Raw genomic sequence first — 18,038 nt, forward strand, 5'->3', positions numbered from 1 at the left:
TAAGTGTTTGAAAAAAGCGAAGAACAGTTAATAGCCAAAGCGTTGAATGGAAACAAACGAGCTTGGCTGAATCTGATAAAACGCTATGAAACTCAAGTGTATAACTATGGTATTCGGATGACAGGCACTCGCGAAGATGCCTTAGATCTGATGCAAGAAGTGTTTATTTCAGTCTTCCGTAATTTAAGTAATTACCGCGGAGATGGCAGCTTTAGGGGCTGGCTTTTTAAAATTGCTCACTATAGATGCATTGAGTTTTATCGGCGCAAAAAACCAAATCAAGCCCTTGATGATAGTCCTGAGATAGAAAGCGCTGAGCCATGCCTGGAAGCGTCAATGGTTTCTTCACAAGATGCTAATCAACTGGTTAGTGCAATGCAACAGTTACCGCTATCTCAAAAAGCCGTTATTGAACTGAAATTTTTCGGACAATTTACATTTGAAGAAATAGCTGAACAACTGGGTATTTCAGCCAATACCGCGAAATCCCGAATGTACAGTGCGCTATCTAAGTTAAAAATTTTATTGGAGGTTGAATATGCCTGATTTAAATGAATCTGAGTTACTCGCAGCTTGGATGCAAGGGGAATTGAGCCCGCAACAACAAAAACAGTTTGAGAAATTGTGCACTGAAAATGAGCGCTTTTCTGAGCAGGTTGAAATGGCAAACCAAGCTTCCTTGCTAGCGCAAGATTATCGCTCAGAAATAGTGCCTAAGTGGAACAAGGCGAATAGTTTTGATTATCAGCAACCACCTAAATGGTGGCAATGGCAAGGTTTACCGGTATTTTCGAGCGCGCTTTCGATTGTTGCTATTGTTTTGGTTTTTAGTGGTTTTGAAGCAAGTGTCGAAAATGGCAAGGTGACATTCGGGTTTGCTGATTCTAACCAGAGTATCGAGCAAAAAGTCGCCCAACAATTAAATGAATTTAAAGTACAACAAAATGAAGCTTTAAATAGTTATGTTATGTCGTTACGTGAACAGCAATTAGATGCAAGCACCCAATTGACTCAGTACTTACTAGCCTCTAGTAGGCAAGAACGTAAAGAGGATTTCGGAGAACTCATAAAGTTCATCAATGAACAGCGAAACGACGACCAATTGTTTTACGCTCGGCAGTTAAATCAGCTCGAAAAAGCGATTTACGACAGTCCAAGTGGTAATCCTTAGAACCAGAAATATTGTGTATCTAATTTGCAAGAATAAAGAGGTAAAAATGAAAACCTATCAAAAATTTAAGAAATTATCATTGGCAACTACCACAGTAGCAGTGATGTTTGGACTCGCTTCAAGTGCAGTTTGGGCAAAAACCAACCTGTCAGAATTGCACAGTGAACTGCAGATAATGAGTGGTATTATGAAAACTGCCATGGCGCAAGGGGAAAACAAAAACGGTATTCGCTTACGGGGATTGGAAGTTACATATTTATCGGCTCAAGGGGTGGTATTTGAATTAAACAGCAGTGCTCAAAATAGACACTTTTCATTTTCTTTTGATACCAACAATGAGTTTGTACTAGCTCCAGAACTACCGCCTATTCCTCCATTGCCTGTTGTTGGAGACGAAGAGCATGAGGTATTCATCGAATTTGATGATGAACACTGGAGTGAAGAAGTTGAAGAGTCTTTACGATTAGCAAGCGGGGCGATGAATAAAGCAAGAGAAAAACTACGGGAATTAAATCAACAAGAGCGTGAAATAGCTTGGGAGCAGCGCGAATATAAGCGTCGCTTGCGGGATATAGAGTTTGAAATGCGCACTGCTGATAGCCAGCGCAAGGCCAATTTACAAGAGCAAAAAGCAGAGTTAGATGCTGAGTTAGCTGAGTTGAAAAAACGTCAATCCAGTGTTGACAAATATGCCGAACAATTGGAAGCAGATCAAAAACAACAAGCTGAACAACGACTTATGCAAAGGAAGCAGCAATACTCGGCATTTTTAACCCAGTTTGAAGATAATGTCACCTCTACTTTGTGTAAATATGGAAACGGCTTTAAGGCATTGCCAAGCGATGAAAACGTAACTTTCGTTTTGTCGAATTTGGGTTCAGCTGTGAAGAGCGGATCTGAAGACCGTATCTATGTGTTTAAAAACAAAGATATTCAATCTTGTGTAAAAGATAAAATAACGCCTAAGCAGTTACTATCTAATGCTGATGCCTATCTATTCTAATCTGCTATTAAACAATATTAACCCTTTGAAAATACCGTGCACCCCACGGTATTTTTAGTTAACTTAGCAATACAATTAAATTGCTTTTGCATGTTCCATGACTTTTGACTGTGAAAACGCTAAGCTTAGGCAGTTTAATTTTTGCAGTGACAAGTGATTGGATTTTAATACATGACTAAACAGATTGTGATCAGTGGTTCGGGATTATGGACACCACCAAATAGTATTTCTAACAGTGAATTGGTTGATAGCTATAATGCTTATGCAGAAAAGTTTAACCAAGAAAACGCCGAAGCAATAGCGGCTGATGAAGTTAAAGCTAAGCCATTATCTAGTGCTGAATTTGTAGAAAAAGCGTCTGGTATTAAAAGTCGTTATGTGTACTGCAAAGACGGTATTTTAGACATCGACCGTATGCGCCCTGATATTCCAGAGCGAAGTGATGATGAAATATCTCATCAAGCTGAAGTTGCTCTAGATGCAGCGAAAAAGGCGCTAAAAGCGGCGAATAAAACCGCGGCAGATATTGATGCTGTAATTGTTTCTTGTGCATACACGCAACGCTCATACCCGGCTATAGCGATTGAAGTTCAAGGTGCGTTGGGAATTAAAGGTTTTGCATTTGACATGTTGGTTGCATGTTCAGCAGCTACATTTGGTGTGCATAGAGCCTACGAGATGGTTGCCGCTGAAACGGCTAAATGTGTACTAGTCATTAATCCTGAATTGGTTTCACCGCAAATTAATTATAAGGATCGCGATAGTCATTTTATTTTTGGCGACGTGGCTACGGCGATGGTTATCGAACATCAAGATACTGCAACCAGTGAACACCAATTTGAGATTCTCAGTACCAAAGCGGTCACTGATTTTTCCAACAATATTCGTTCTAACTTTGGCTACTTGAGTCGAGTATTTGATACCGAACCATATGGGCCTGATAAGTTATTTCATCAAGAAGGACGTAAAGTTTTCAAAGAAGTCTGTCCTATGGCTGCTGCTCATATTGTCGATCATTTGGCAAAGCACAGTTTGACTTCAACTGATGTTAAGCGCTGGTGGTTGCATCAAGCGAATATTAATATGAATACTTTAATTACCAAAAAATTACTTGGTCGAGTGGCGGAAGGTGACGAAGCACCTATTGTTTTAGATCGTTATGCAAATACTGCTTCGGCGGGCTCCATCATTGCATTTCATTTACATCATCAAGATTTACAATCGGGAGATTTTGGTCTGATTTGTTCCTTTGGTGCTGGGTATTCTATTGGTAGCTTGGTGTTGAAAAAGAAGTAAAATTGAAGCTATGAATTACAACACGTAGAGTTAAGTCTTTACCGATAATTGAAGTGCTACAGGGTGCATACAAAAGTTAGTTTCGTTCAAGGAAGTCAATAAATCATGGTAGCCGATCTTGGGTTTGGATTAGGTGTAGTGAGTTACAGCCTATTGCTATTATTGCTGTTCACGGTCAGAAAGGCTGGATTAGTCAAGTACTTATTGATTTTGGCCACTGCAGGGACTGCTGTCTGGTGTTTGCTCCACATTAACTTTTTATTTGGTCCTGTAGAAATTGAAAACCTGTTTCTATGGGATGCAGCTAAACAAAGTATCTGGCTGGTGTTTTTGCTGGCTTGCATTAAAGATGACTTTCGCAATTTAAAGGACGTATTAGTGCGTCCTTTTTCGATTGTGATGTTATCTGTACCTGTGGCTTCGATATTATTACCTTATTTTTTCAGCATCGACGTTAGCTGGCGTTTTCTCGCACAAACCATAATATCCTTAGAAGTTTTGGTCATTTTAGAACTGCTCTACAGGCAAGCCGGGGAAAATAAGTGGGCTTACAAACCATTAGTGTTATACCTGGGCGCTACTAACTTATTTGAATTTGTTACCTTCGCCAATGCCACTATGGTTGGTGGTCTTGAAGTCCACTATATTGCTGCTAGAGGGTATGTATATACCGGATTATTGCCATTTTTAGTGTTGGCGATTCGTCGTATCAAACATTGGGGAGTGGATATATTCATTTCCCGAGATATAGTGTTACACAGCTCGTTATTGATGGTTGCAGGTATTTATCTGTTTATCATGGCTATGTTAGGCTATTTCGTGAAATACGTAGGCGGAGAGTGGGGAGGAACAATACAGATATTGCTCATCGTTTTGTCTACGGCACTGTTGATGACATTGTTTCTGTCAAATAGCTTACGGGTTAAAATTCGCGTCTTTATCACAAAACACTTTTTTGTTAATCAATTTGACTATCGAATTGAATGGTTAAAATTAACCGATGCGTTATCTTCCAATGAATCGAATATTTCCCAAGTGTATGAAAATGCCCTCAATAGCTGGATTCAAGCAATTGAATATGATTCCGGCGTTTTATTAAAAAAAGAAGGGCATAGCCTCAACCCAAAAGCACAGATAAACCATCCAGATCTAACTGCTCGAGAATGTCAGCTACTCAATGAATTGGCAATTTACTGTCAACAAAAAGAATGGGTCATCGACATCGAAGAGTTGCGTTACCAACCCTTTATTTACGAAGGCTTAAAAATAAATCATGCATTATTAAACGAATGTTCATTTCAAATTGTGCTACCCATCTATAAAGCGGAAGCGTTGTGGGGCTTAGCCATTATGAATGGTGATCGTTCAGTGCGTAAGCTGAATTGGGAGTTACGGGATTACCTGACTGCGGTTACCGCACAAATATCGAGTTATGTGTTTCATCATGAAGCGGGTAAAGAAGTCGCGGAAAATGCGCAATTTGCGGCCTTCAATCGTATGTCAGCTTTTGTACTACATGATTTAAAGAATGTTTTGGCACAAATAGATTTGATTTTGGCAAATGCGGAGCAACATAAAGACAACCCCGAGTTTATTGACGATACTTTCGAAACACTGACGCATACAAAAGCTCGTATGGACAAAATGTTACGTCAGCTTACAGATAAAAAAGAAGCGCAAAGAAGCAGTGTAAAACTATGTAATGTTTCCGAAAGTATTCGCTCAGTGATCGCTAAAAAATGCGCAGGAAATTTACCCAATCCCAGTTTAATTGTAATAGATGAAAAACAACTGGTGATAGATGAAGAAAAATTCTGTAATGTTATGTATCACCTCATCAGTAATGCACAACAAGCTACTGATGATAATGGAACAGTGGAAATTAGCATTGATATGAGCGTTGACCAACGTTTTCTTGTGGTTACCATCAAAGATTCTGGTGAAGGGATGAGTCAAGATTTTATTGAAAATCGCCTATTTAAACCATTCGATACCACAAAAGGTAACGCCGGAATGGGAATTGGCGCTTACGATGCCAAAAATTTCGTTGAAAGGTTGGGCGGCAGTATCAAAGTCCAAAGTGAAGAACAAAAAGGATCAGTGTTCACACTGAGTTTTCCTGAAGAATAATAATCTTTATAGAGGGACCCGGAAGAAGTGGATAGAATATTAGTAGTTGATGATGATCTAGGTATCCAAAAACAACTTAAATGGAGTTTGAGTGATTACGAAGTTGTTTTCGCAGAAGATCGTCAGTCTGCGATCAACCAATTACGTCGATATGAACCTAAAGTTGTTACACTAGATTTAGGTTTACCTCCTGACCCTGCTAATGCTTCTGAGGGACTGGCTGCATTAGAGGAAATTTTGGCTTTATCACCACAAACAAAAGTTATTGTGGTAACGGGTAACAATGATAAAGAAAATGCGCTTAAAGCCGTTGCCTTAGGTGCCTACGATTTTTATCAAAAGCCTATAGATTCTGACACGATTCAGATTTTGATTAATCGCGCAGCCAACCTATATAACCTCGAACTTGAAAATCGACAACTAGCCAAAACTTCACCATCAATGAGCAAAATTATTGGTAATAGTGAATGTATTCAGATGGTTAGTCGTAAAGCTGAAAAAATTGCTCAGACTGATATTAGCACCTTGTTGTTAGGGGAAAGTGGTACTGGTAAAGAGGTGTTTGCCCGCAGTATTCACGACCACAGTCTGCGTAAAGACAATCCTTTTGTCGCGATTAACTGTGCATCCATACCTGAAAACCTTTTAGAAAGTGAACTTTTTGGTTACGAAAAAGGCGCATTTACTGGCGCGAATAAAACCACTTTAGGAAAAATTGAAACCGCCCAAGGTGGAACCGTATTTTTAGATGAAATTGGTGACATGCCGTTAGGTTTACAAGCCAAAATGCTGCGCTTCTTACAAGAACGAGTGATTGAGCGAGTAGGTGGCCGAAGTGAAATCCCCGTGGATATTCGAGTTATCTGTGCAACCCACAGAAATTTGCAAGACATGGTCGCTGAACAGACGTTCCGTGAAGATCTGTTCTACCGTGTTGGCGAAATTATTATCAGCATTCCGCCGCTAAGAGAGCGTGAGAATGACGTTATTTTATTAGCTAAGACCTTCTTGAACCAATACAACGAAGAATTTGGAACAAAGGTTAAAGGTCTCAGCGATGGTGCCGTGAAAGCGATGCTACAACACAAGTGGAACGGTAATATTCGGGAATTACAAAATAAACTAAAATCAGCAGTTATTTTGGCCGAAGGCAGTACCATTCAAGCCGATGATCTTGGGTTAGTTGTGCGTGAAGATGGTGACGATGCCGTTGATAGTCTTAATCTACGAGAAGTCAGAGAATTAGCCGAGAGTCGGGCAATACGTCGAGCTTATCACCAGTCTGAGAAAAATATGTCGAGAACTGCTGAATTGCTAGGTGTGACACGACCAACATTATACTCATTAATTGATAAGTACCATTTGGATGATATAAAGACCGGTGCATAATAGGTTTAATTGGTTGTGAATTAAAAAATCCCTCAGGATATAAATACTGAGGGATTTTTTTAGTGAATTGGTTTTAGCATTTCAATTCACTTTTTATTACCAAACCAACTGCGTAAAATGCTTGCGACACATTGATTCGTATGTGTCGTTACCCCCAACTTGCACCTGAGCTCCATGTTTTACTGGGTTACCATTCTCATCCCAGCGCACCACGAAGTTGGCTTTTTTACCACAATGACAGACTGTTTTTAATTCAATCATTTTATCGGCCCATGCCAACAGATAGTGACTTCCCTCAAAGGTCTCACCGAGGAAATCAGTTCGCAATCCGTAGGCCAATACGGGAATTTTTAGTTGATCGACAATCCCGGTTAACTGTTTCACTTGCTGTTGACTTAAAAATTGCGCTTCATCGATAAATATACAGTCAATTTTTCCTTTTTCATGTAAGCCTTGGATACTTTCAAATAAATCACTTTCTCGATTAAAAAGGTGTGCATCCGCTTTTAAGCCAATTCGCGATGCGACTTTGCCAATGCCGTAACGATCATCTAGCGCAGCGGTAAAAATTTCCGCTCGCATTCCACGTTCTTGATAATTGTATGCTGATTGTAGTAGTGAAGTGGATTTACCTGCATTCATTGCAGAATAATAAAAATATAGTTGGGCCATAAAGCTGCTCTAATGACTATGCAATGAAACACAGTGGTTTTTAAAAGTTAAAATAGTGATCTAGTTTAAGTTCGAATTAATGGTTCTATAAACTAGGTTTCGATATTCTCCACCCATCGGCGTAAATCATCGTTTACCATAGGTTTAGCAAATAAGAAACCTTGTAAATAATCGACGCCCATTTCTGAAAGTGTGAGAGCTTCTTGTTCTGTCTCAATGCCTTCAGCGACGGTTTTACAACCAAATTGTTTGGCTATAAATAGAGTTGCTCTGATTATTGCTTCTCCGCCTTGATGCATGTTTAGCACAAAAGAACGATCAATTTTTATGGTGTCAAAATTGAGTGTTTGTAATTGACTCAAGGAAGAATAGCCAGTGCCAAAATCGTCAATTGAAACCTGTACATTTCTTGCCTTAATTGCATTGAGTTTGGCTTTCACTTTGACTTTGTTATCGGCGAACATAGACTCAGTTATTTCCAAGTGAAGTCGCTCTGGTTGTAATTTACTGGTTTTCAGTGCTCTGTCTAATATATCGATAAAATCAGAGTCTAATAATTGAATTATTGATACATTTACTGAAACAGAGGCGTTTGGACTATGCTGCCATTGGCTTGCATCAATACAGGCTCTATTGAGTACCCAAGCTCCAATTTCATGGATTAGACCTGATTGTTCTGCAAGGGGGATAAAGGTGTCTGGTCCAACTAAGTTGCCATTAAAATTCCAGCGTAATAATGCCTCAAACGACCATGGTTGTTTGGTTTTACATTTCACTATAGGTTGGTAGCAAAGGTACATCTGTTTATTGTTAATGGCTTCTTGCAGTCCATCTCGCAGATTTTCAATTTGTTTAAGATTCTCAAATAAATCTTGTGAAAACATTCTTGGTGCAGACAAATGCAATTTCTTTTGTTCGAACATGGCAAAATCAGCCAATTGTATTAATTCTGTCTCACTAGAGGTATGTTCAGGCAACATCGCAATACCTATGGTGGCACTTAAGTACAATTGATTAGACATAACATCTAAAGGCTGTGAAATACGGGCTAACAACGCATTAGCTACAGAAATAGCCGTTTCATGGTCGGCATACGGCAGTAGCATCAAGAATTCGTCACCGCCCCAACGTCCAGCTTGGTAATCGTTAGCAAACGCGCCTATTCGACCGGCAACTTCGACTAAAACAGCATCACCAACCTTGTGACCCAAGGCGTCATTAATCTTTTTAAAACCGTTTAAATCGATGAATAACAAGGCTACCGAATGCCCACTTTTTATGCTTTTAGCTGCTGTTTCAGATAATTGCTGGATGAAGGCTGAGCGGTTATAAAGTTGGGTTAACGGATCCAAACTAGATAGCACTCTAATTTCGTCGGTACGTCGCTCCACTTCTTTTTCTAACGACTCGTTGGTAACGTTGAGTTGCTTATATGCTTCAGAAAGCTTGCCATTGACTTCATCTACTTGGGCTGCTTCTTTATGCATTTTTTCTAAGATATACGCATTTTCATTGCGAATTTTAACCGATTCTTCGGTTAAATCTGCCGCTCGTGCTGCGGAAAAGGCGACCGAAAGGTTGTACAAAATGCCCAAGCATCCTAAATAGAAATGAATACTGATACCGGAAAATAATGCCATGCAAGAAACTGGCGTTAGAAGTAAGACGGTGTAAAGTATCGCGGCTCTTTTATGTCCAGAAAGTGCTGAATTAGCGCCACTTGAAAGTGTACAAAGCATGGCAAACGTCAATGCTAATTCGGTTAGGTCCATACTGTCATAAAACACCACAGCATAGATACACCACATCAAAGCCAATGATATAACACCAAGCACTACTCGATTTCTTGCGCGGGATGGCTCGTATTTCTTGCGTCGTAATTTGATAAACCAATACAGCCAATCGGCGAACCTTAGACTTGTAATGATAGCTACAATAACGAGCCAAATAACTTTTAGACTGTGGGTGTTAGGGGTGTCTAGAGCAAAAACCAGAAAAAAAGCAGCAACTAAACTGCCGATCAAACCGAAAAGAACATTTTCGTATATACCGTTAGTTTTGTCTCGCAAATTTGCCCGAGCAATTTCAAAAACGTTGTTAATGGCAGAACCCCTTATAAAAACCAGCCAAATTGCTCAAACAGCGCACATTATATATTTCAACATCATACAACTTTTAGGTTAGTTAAAAAACAAACAACTACGATGGTCCTGTGTACCTAGCGTACAGATTGACTCAGGTTAAGAGCTAAATTATTATTTTAAAACAATTTATGTCTCTCAATATCGTATTTTATTTCTTTTTCTTAGGCCGCTTAATTTTCTTTTTCTCAGATTTAGGTTTCTTCTTTTTGACTGGCGCTTTGGCTTCTTTATTTTTAGGTCGCAATTCTTCAATAACACGACGTTTAAAACGTTGTTGAGTATAGCGTTCGATTTTTGCAATGATTCCCATTTCGTGGGCTTCAGCAATCGATATCGCAGTCCCTTTTTTGCCAGCTCTGCCTGTCCTACCAATTCGATGTACATAAATATCAGCGGTTCTGGGTAAATCGTAATTAATCACATGGCTTATGTTATCTACATCAATACCTCGTGAAGCAACGTCGGTGGCTAGCAATATGTTTATCTCACCGTCTTTGAAACGTTGTAATGCGCTATTGCGTTTGTCCTGTGGCATCTCACCTTGTAACCAAGAGATTGTAAATCCATCTCTTTCGAGCATTTGTTTAAGCTGGTTGAGTCTATCTCGAGTTTTTACAAATACCACCGCAGACTGAATTTGGTTAGCAAGAATACTTTTAAGCAGGTTATATTTATGCGCGGGATCGTCTGCTAAATGAATCCATTGCAGGATCTTTGCGTGTTCCTTGCGACTTGGCGTGGCTTCTAGCGATACTGGGTTGGTTAACAGATCTTTGGCGAATCGTTCAATTCCAGCTCCTTCAAGGGTTGCCGAAAACAACATTGATTGCTTGCGCCAGCGGGCCTCAGATGCAATCTGATTCACTATCGCAGAAAAGCCCATATCTAACATGCGATCTGCTTCATCTAACACTAAGCTTTCAATATCTCGACAATCGAAGCTTTCTTTTTCAATATGTTCGAACAATCGACCTGGTGTCGCCACTAAAATGTCTAGGTTTTTCTCTAGGGTTTCACGATCTGTTCCATAATTAATACCACCCGTAATCACCCCACACTCTAAATCCGTATATTTTGTGATTTGCAGCGCTTGCTCATAAACTTGCAACGCCAGCTCACGGGTAGGAGTCAATATTAGAATTCGGCATGAGCCTGGTTGTTGGCGCGGAAAGTCCAGTAGGAACTGACATGCGGGCAACAAAAATGCTGCTGTCTTACCTGTACCTGTTGGTGCATTGGCTAAAATGTCTTGTCCTTCCATGGCGGGAGGTATCACCAAAGATTGAATACTGGTTGGGGATGTGTACCCCATATCGGCAACTGCTTGACATAATTTTTCGTCAAGATCTAATTCTTCAAACATATTTTTCCGTGGAGGTTAGTACCATTTACATAATTGTCGCAATTATAGAGGACTTATCCAGTTTAGGGCAGCCTTAATTAGATTCTGTCGTTTTCATCAGGAATAATTCGACCCTAATCCGGCTGATATGCTTGTTTAAACTCGCGAATTGCGTTTATTCGCTTCTCATCAAGCCGTAATTTAATGTTTTTACCGGTTGCGCCGGCCTCTATAATCGATTTTACTTCAACTTTCATCGCCGCTTGATAAGCATTCCAGATGAATTCAGCCTGTGGGTAATCTCTGTCTTCAAGCCCGGTACGTCCCTTTGCATCGGCAATACAAGTTGTCAGTAAATTGTTGAAACGCTCCGGCTTACGCCAAGCATCACAATGGTTTAATACTTTTAATATAGTGGCAGGTCGAAGCTCCAATGCACGATGAATGTGAGTGTGATACTCACTGGTCATAATCGCTAATTCTTTACATTCATTTGGTACTTTCAAACGTTCACTTAATGCGCGTATTGGTGCGACACCTAACTCTTCATGTTCTCGGTGTGAGGGCCACTGAGCCGGATCGGTGAGACCTTTACCAAGGTCATGAACTAAAGCCGCGTAGCGGATCGCCAAATTATCACTAAGTTTAGCCGCTTGTTGAATCACCATCATCGTATGAATACCGGTATCTACTTCTGGGTGCCATTGCACTGGGTTTGGAATTCCCCACAAAACATCCAATTCAGGAAACCATACTTTAAGGGCACCGCATGCTCTGAGAACTTCAAAAAAAATGTCAGGGTCTTTTTCCAATAAAGCTCGAGAAGTTTCTTTCCAGACCCGTTCAGGTACCAAATGATCTAACTCACCTTGATCCACCATTTGCTTCATCAAGGATGCCGTTTCAGGCGCAATTTCAAAGCCGTATTGATGATAACGTGCGGCGAATCTAGCAACGCGTAGTACGCGTAACGGATCTTCAACAAATGCAGGTGACACATGTCGTAATAGGCGGTTATGCAAATCATTTTGACCATTAAAGGGGTCGATCAATTGCTGATTTTTATCTAACGCCATGGCATTGATGGTTAAGTCTCTGCGTTTTAGATCTTCTTCAAGAGTAATGCTACGTTCACTGTTTACTTCAAAGCCTGTATAGCCTTTCCCGCTTTTTCGTTCAGTACGCGCTAAGGCATATTCTTCTTTGGTTTTGGGATGCAAAAATACCGGGAAATCACTGCCGACCTGCTCATATCCAGCCGCTAACATTGAATCTACTGTTTCTCCCACTACTACCCAATCTCGGTCGCTTACTTTGCGGTCGAGTAATTTATCGCGTACAGCGCCACCTACTAAAAAACAATTCATCAGTTAACAACTCACTTTATCGTCGGACTATAAATCCTATAGTAAGCAGTCTTTGAGTTAACCTCAAATAGTGTTACCTTATTCGTCGCAAATTTGGATTGGTTTTTATAAGCACATATGTACCTGAATTATTTTGGATTATCCGATAACCCTTTTTCAATAGCGCCTAACCCTGATTATCTTTATATGAGTCCTCGCCATAAAGAAGCGCTCGCTCATTTAATTTTTGGTTTACGTGAAAGTGGCGGCTTTGTGATGCTCACCGGTGAGGTAGGTACAGGGAAAACCACTGTCTCGCGAAAATTATTGCAACAATTACCCGACAATACCCAAGTGGCAATGATTCTCAATCCAACGCTCTCTGCAATCGAGCTATTGGCAAGTATTTGTGATGAATTAAAAATTCGTTACCTTAAAAAGCAAGCAAGCCTTAAATACTTCACCGATAAAATACTAACTAAACTCACAACAAATCATTCACACGGCATTAATACAGTGCTTATTGTTGATGAGGCGCAACATCTTTTACCTGAAGTATTAGAGCAACTGCGGCTGTTAACCAATTTAGAAACAAATCGGGAAAAACTTTTAAAAGTGGTATTGATAGGTCAACCTGAATTACAGCAATTATTAAAACGTAATGAACTGAGACAGTTAGCACAACGTATAACGGCCAGATACCATTTACTGCCTTTATCCTCAATAGAAGTCAAAAATTACATTTCCCATCGTCTGTCTGTGGCTGGCGGACACGAACGTATTTTCAGCAAACCCACTTTGCAAGCCATTTATCAGATAACCGGCGGCATTCCACGGGTGATTAACTTGCTTTGCGACCGCGCTTTAACGTTGTCTTTTACAAAACAACATGCAATTGTTCGTCGCCATATTTTTATTGCAGCAGCGAGACAAATACTTGGCGATGATGTGGTAAAACAGCGGCAAGGAAAACAATGGACCTTGATATTGGCCGCATGCTTCCTTGCCGCTGCGTCTGTCGGCTATATGGTAGGAGGCTAACATGACCCAAAAGATCAGTGTAGACCAACTCAAAGCCGGTATGGTAATCATCAAAGTTACCGCCCAAAACGGACCAGTTAAGATAAAAAAATCAGGGCTTGTGAGCAGCTCTGATATGGTAAAGGCGCTAGCTGAAATGGGCGTGCAGGAAGTTGAAATTGATCCTGACATGACAGTGGAGGTTAAAAAGCCGAAAATTGCCAAATCAAAAACCCAGCAATTGGTTGAAGATACCAGCACGGTTACCCAGAATATTGACCAAGGCATATCAGAGCAGTTTAATCGCAGTTTATTTTTGCCTTCAGTGCAAGAGTTACCAGAAGCATGGCAATACTATGGTAAAAAATCGTTAATCGCATCAGTGGTAGTAGCAGGCGGATTTTGTGTTGGTTTAGTGTTAGCAAATTTGACGACAGTTACGCAGTTAATTCATCAGTCGACTGACACTGTGCAAACGGCAGCGCCGCTTCCTAACAGTAGCATTACCGAAGACGAACTTGAAGAGCAACAAGACTCACAAGCTACTGAAAAACAAACCAATATTGAACCAAGTGATATGGTTGACGTTAAACCGGAACAGCCTAAAACACCACCGTCAAATCAAAAGCAAGATAGCAATGAAAATGTCTCGGTTGACGAAACGGCGCAATTATTAGCAGAGCAACAAGCTGAACAAGAACAAACAAACGCAGACGAACAAAATAATATTCCACCAGAATTATTACAGCGCTTCCGAAATGCGTTGGCTTCCATTGGCGATGAAACACCGGTTGATCCAACGGATGATGCACAACCGATAAGAGATGTTCCGGCAGTCAATGAACTTCCTGCGTGGGTACTAACAGAACTGCCCAGTATGGCATTCTCTGCTCACATGTATGTTTCTGCCCCAGAAGAACGATGGGTTAGGGTGAACGGCAAAAGGGTAGTAGAAGGGCAGGAAATTGAGGATGGGCTGGTTTTAATAGGAATCGAGCCACAACACGTGATTATGACGTTTAAAGGACAAGAGTTTAGTATGGATGCGCTGTCTGACTGGTAATCATTGTTGCTTTGCAATGGGCATTCAAATTTAAGCTTAAATGCCCAATATGTCTTTCTAAAGTGCGGTGATTAAAATTTCTTTTAAAAACTTGGTCAAATTTAGTCCAAACTCTTCGGGGCGAACGGCACTGATAATTTTTACATTGACTTGACTTAAATCGAGTTTTTTTACTTCTGAATAGCTAGCTGTTTTTAAGTTATAAAAAGCCGCGACTATAGGCTTCATTGGGGTTTCTTTATTGCCCCGCATTATTATTGCCAATCTATCATTGTCGAGTTTTACAAGTGAGCCTACAGGGTGTACGCCCAAACACTTAATGAATTGAGCAACCAATACTTGATCGTAGCTTTCATCGCTTAGCAGTTTAACCAGTGCTCTGGAAGGGGTTACCGCTTTTCTGAACGGCCGATCATTAATCATTGCGTCGTAGCTATCAACAATCCCCGCCATTCTGGCATATTCGCTGACATCATGATCAGTTTGTGCATCGGGATAGCCGGAACCATCAATTCGTTCGTGATGGTTAAAGATAATATCTTGTACTGATGCTGCAACATCACCACAGCGGTCCACTAAGTCGAGACCAATGTCTACATGAGTCGTAATAATTTCTTTTTGTTGCGGTGTGAGCTTTCCAGCAGATTGGGTAATGTCTTTTGGCATATTTGTCATACCAACGTCCATTAACAAACCGGCTAAACTTAACTCTTCAATTGCTTGCCGACCCATATCTCTGTACTTTGCGAACATTGTCAACAAAATCGAACAATTCAAAGAATGTTCCAGCAAGTATTTTCCTGACTTATTCAGCAAAGTTAAACAACTCAGGCCGTTTGGCATGTTGAATACTGACTCAATTATATTTGCACTTAAATCTTTTACATCAGAAAGTGAGGGAGTATCGTTGGCGGCTAAACGTTTAAAGAAACGGCTTTGGATCGTCAACGCTTCGTCATATAGTTTAGTCGCAGCTTCAAGTTGTTCACTATCGCTAAAAGATGTCTTCTTAGGACTTACTGGGGCAGTATTTTCTTGTGTTGTGCTTTCTTTGGGTTCCGAATTTACCGGTGGAGGAGGAAGGTTGCTGCGCGAAATATCAATTTCGACTTTGGTTACACCTTTGGACTTTAAGATATCAATTGATTTGACTGATTTAACAAGGCCTTTGGTTTTTATTCTAAGTTTGCCGTTTTGTTCGATAACATCATTAACAAACATGCCTGGCTTTAAATCTTCGATTTTGATCGCTTCAAGCATTACTACCCAGCACTCCCAACACACTTTTTTAGTATTTAAAATTGACGGGCATTTTAGCCCAATAATAATTTCAAATCTCTATTTAAATGGTGGTTTACTGCTTAAAACATACATCCAGGCAAGGATTTTACTCCATTGAACCTGGATGCTGTTTTGATTGGAGAATTATCTTAACCAAGCAAATGCGTTGTTTTCGTAATCCAATATTTTGTCATCTAATTCCAGCGTTTGACCAATCGCATCAAGCCCTTTAATCAAGTTGTTTTTATGATGCTCAGGTATATCAAAGTGATACTCCTGTTCAGCAACTTTTACAGTTTGATTGGGTAAATCAATGAAAATTTGTGTTTCAGGGTTATCTTTTACAATGCTGAACAAATTATCCATTTCTGAGCTGCTAAGGGTGATTGGTAATAGTTGATTATTAATACAGTTGCCATAAAAAATATCTGCAAAACTGGTGGCAATAATTACGCTATAACCAAAATCGGCAAGTGCCCAAGGTGCATGTTCGCGACTTGAACCGCAGCCAAAGTTTTCACGAGCTAAAAGAATGCTAGCACCCTGATACTCAGGTTTAGTGAGAGCAAAGTCAGGGTTAACTTCTTGTTCGTGCAAATCTAAATAGCGCCAATCGTGGAATAGGTGTTTACCGTAACCTGTGCGAGTCACTCCGGTTAAGAATTGCTTTGGAATGATCTGGTCTGTATCCACATTGGCTTGGTCAAGTGGTGCTGCTGTACCCAAATGGGTTGTGAATCCTGTCATCATCTGCTCCTACAAATCTCGTACATCAATGAAGTGGCCAGTGATCGCAGCCGCTGCTGCCATTGCTGGAGAAACTAGGTGGGTTCTGGCACCTCGGCCTTGGCGACCTTCGAAATTTCGATTACTCGTTGATGCACATCTATCACCGGCTTTCAGAATATCGTCATTCATACCCAAACACATTGAACAACCTGGTAACCGCCATTCAAAACCAGCATCAATGAAAATCTGATCGAGTTTTTCTTCTTCAGCTTGCTGTTTTACGGTCACTGAACCAGGCACCACAATGGCTGTAACACCGTCTACTACCTTACCTTTTTGAGCAATTGCCGCCGCAGCTCTTAAATCTTCGATTCGGCTATTAGTACAAGAGCCAATAAAGACATTATTAACCGAAACATCAGTTAGTTTTGTACCTGCTTTTAAGTCCATATAAGCAAGTGCTTTAATGGCTGATTCACGCTCAATAGGATCGCTGAAATCTTGCGGTGTTGGAATCGTGTTGGTTACACCCGTTACTTGGCCAGGGTTCGTTCCCCAAGTAATTTGTGGTGCAATGTCTTTGGCTTGCAATTCAACTACTTTGTCAAAATGCGCACCATCATCAGAATGCAGGGTTTTCCAATATGCGACTGCATTATCCCAAGCTTCGCCAGATGGCGCATATTCGCGACCTTTAATATATTCAAAGGTGGTTTCATCAGGCGCGATAAAGCCTGCTTTTGCACCCGCTTCAATGGTCATGTTACATACTGTCATGCGCTCTTCCATGGTCAAACCACGAATTGCTTCACCTGCATATTCAATAACGTAACCGGTTGCGCCTGCATGACTAATAGTACCAATAATCGCTAAGATGATATCTTTTGCTGTGATGCCAAGGGGAAGTTTGCCATCAACATTAATTAACATACTTTTAGCTTTGGTTTGTTTTAATGTTTGGGTTGCAAATACGTGTTCAACTTGCGAGGTACCAATACCAAAAGCAAGGGCCCCGAAAGCGCCATGAGTTGCAGTATGTGAATCACCACAAACCACCGTCATTCCGGGTAGAATTAAGCCAAGCTCAGGTCCAATAACATGGACTATACCTTGTTTTTGATGGCCTACAGGGAATAATTCAATGCCATGTTCTTTACAGTTATTGGCTAAGGTTTGTAGCTGTAATTGATTTTCTGGTCCACAAGCATCAATGGCTAATGAGCGAGTAGAAATACTGTGATCCATAGTCGCGAAGGTTTTATGGGGACATCTAACTTTACGTCCCTTGTCATTTAATCCTGCAAATGCCTGAGGTGAGGTCACTTCATGGATTAAGTGACGATCGATATAAATAAGAGTATCGTCACCCAATTGGTCGACAACATGGGATTCCCAGATTTTGTCGTATAATGATTTTGCCATTTTTAATTCCTAAATTTAAATCTGAGCCTA

At 40.5% G+C, this 18,038-nt stretch carries 15 protein-coding genes; 8 read left to right on the forward strand and 7 right to left on the reverse strand.

Annotated features, from left to right (window positions below):
• The first annotated feature begins 3 nt into the window (after positions 1-3).
• The 6 genes from Q4567_RS12345 to prsR all read left to right on the forward strand — a co-directional run bounded on the left by Q4567_RS12345 (position 4) and on the right by prsR (position 6,989).
• Positions 4-546, forward strand: coding sequence for an RNA polymerase sigma factor (locus Q4567_RS12345; protein ID WP_216046847.1), 543 nt, complete (start codon positions 4-6; stop codon positions 544-546).
• Entirely contained in the window at positions 539-1,171 is a 633-nt protein-coding gene (locus tag Q4567_RS12350; protein WP_216046846.1) for a hypothetical protein, read from the forward strand. Before Q4567_RS12345 ends, Q4567_RS12350 begins: the two co-directional genes overlap by 8 nt.
• Positions 1,172-1,217: 46 nt before the next feature.
• Entirely contained in the window at positions 1,218-2,174 is a 957-nt protein-coding gene (locus Q4567_RS12355) for a hypothetical protein (protein ID WP_303500548.1), read from the forward strand.
• 171 nt (positions 2,175-2,345) lie between these two features.
• Entirely contained in the window at positions 2,346-3,470 is a 1,125-nt protein-coding gene (locus Q4567_RS12360; protein WP_303500549.1) for a beta-ketoacyl-ACP synthase III, read from the forward strand.
• Positions 3,471-3,575: 105 nt separating this feature from the next.
• Positions 3,576-5,600 (forward strand): XrtA/PEP-CTERM system histidine kinase PrsK, encoded by a 2,025-nt coding sequence (prsK, locus tag Q4567_RS12365; RefSeq protein ID WP_303500550.1) that lies wholly within the window; start codon positions 3,576-3,578, stop codon positions 5,598-5,600.
• A 27-nt stretch (positions 5,601-5,627) separates the two neighbouring features.
• Positions 5,628-6,989 carry a PEP-CTERM-box response regulator transcription factor gene (gene prsR, locus Q4567_RS12370; RefSeq protein ID WP_216046842.1) on the forward strand — a complete coding sequence of 454 codons (1,362 nt, stop codon included), beginning with the start codon at positions 5,628-5,630 and terminating at the stop codon, positions 6,987-6,989.
• A gap of 96 nt (positions 6,990-7,085) precedes the next feature.
• Here the strand turns inward: prsR and Q4567_RS12375 are convergent, their stop codons facing one another.
• The 4 genes from Q4567_RS12375 to Q4567_RS12390 all read right to left on the reverse strand — a co-directional run bounded on the left by Q4567_RS12375 (position 7,086) and on the right by Q4567_RS12390 (position 12,514).
• On the reverse strand, positions 7,086-7,661 hold the full coding sequence (locus tag Q4567_RS12375; protein WP_216046841.1) for a thymidine kinase: 576 nt from the start codon (positions 7,659-7,661) through the stop codon (positions 7,086-7,088).
• A 92-nt stretch (positions 7,662-7,753) separates the two neighbouring features.
• Complete coding sequence (locus Q4567_RS12380) at positions 7,754-9,730, reverse strand: bifunctional diguanylate cyclase/phosphodiesterase (RefSeq protein WP_303500551.1); 1,977 nt, start codon at positions 9,728-9,730, stop codon at positions 7,754-7,756.
• Positions 9,731-9,953: 223 nt separating this feature from the next.
• Positions 9,954-11,168, reverse strand: a complete 1,215-nt coding sequence (gene srmB / locus Q4567_RS12385; RefSeq protein WP_216046840.1) for an ATP-dependent RNA helicase SrmB — start codon at positions 11,166-11,168, stop codon at positions 9,954-9,956.
• Between the two features lie 113 nt (positions 11,169-11,281).
• On the reverse strand, positions 11,282-12,514 hold the full coding sequence (locus Q4567_RS12390; protein WP_303500552.1) for a multifunctional CCA addition/repair protein: 1,233 nt from the start codon (positions 12,512-12,514) through the stop codon (positions 11,282-11,284).
• 117 nt (positions 12,515-12,631) lie between these two features.
• On the opposite strand from Q4567_RS12390, the gene Q4567_RS12395 reads away from it, so the two are divergent.
• Both Q4567_RS12395 and Q4567_RS12400 read left to right on the forward strand, forming a co-directional pair.
• On the forward strand, positions 12,632-13,534 hold the full coding sequence (locus Q4567_RS12395) for an ExeA family protein (protein ID WP_216046838.1): 903 nt from the start codon (positions 12,632-12,634) through the stop codon (positions 13,532-13,534).
• A 1-nt stretch (position 13,535) separates the two neighbouring features.
• Positions 13,536-14,576, forward strand: a complete 1,041-nt coding sequence (locus tag Q4567_RS12400) for a general secretion pathway protein GspB (RefSeq protein WP_303500554.1) — start codon at positions 13,536-13,538, stop codon at positions 14,574-14,576.
• A gap of 57 nt (positions 14,577-14,633) precedes the next feature.
• Here the strand turns inward: Q4567_RS12400 and Q4567_RS12405 are convergent, their stop codons facing one another.
• The 3 genes from Q4567_RS12405 to leuC form a co-directional block, all read right to left on the reverse strand.
• Complete coding sequence (locus Q4567_RS12405) at positions 14,634-15,836, reverse strand: HD domain-containing phosphohydrolase (RefSeq protein WP_303500555.1); 1,203 nt, start codon at positions 15,834-15,836, stop codon at positions 14,634-14,636.
• Positions 15,837-16,001: 165 nt separating this feature from the next.
• Entirely contained in the window at positions 16,002-16,604 is a 603-nt protein-coding gene (gene leuD / locus Q4567_RS12410; RefSeq protein WP_216046835.1) for a 3-isopropylmalate dehydratase small subunit, read from the reverse strand.
• Positions 16,605-16,613: 9 nt separating this feature from the next.
• Complete coding sequence (leuC, locus tag Q4567_RS12415; RefSeq protein WP_216046834.1) at positions 16,614-18,008, reverse strand: 3-isopropylmalate dehydratase large subunit; 1,395 nt, start codon at positions 18,006-18,008, stop codon at positions 16,614-16,616.
• Positions 18,009-18,038: the final 30 nt, after the last annotated feature.

This window comes from Aliiglaciecola sp. 2_MG-2023, assembly GCF_030548145.1.
In the GTDB taxonomy this organism is placed as follows: domain Bacteria; phylum Pseudomonadota; class Gammaproteobacteria; order Enterobacterales; family Alteromonadaceae; genus Aliiglaciecola; species Aliiglaciecola lipolytica_A.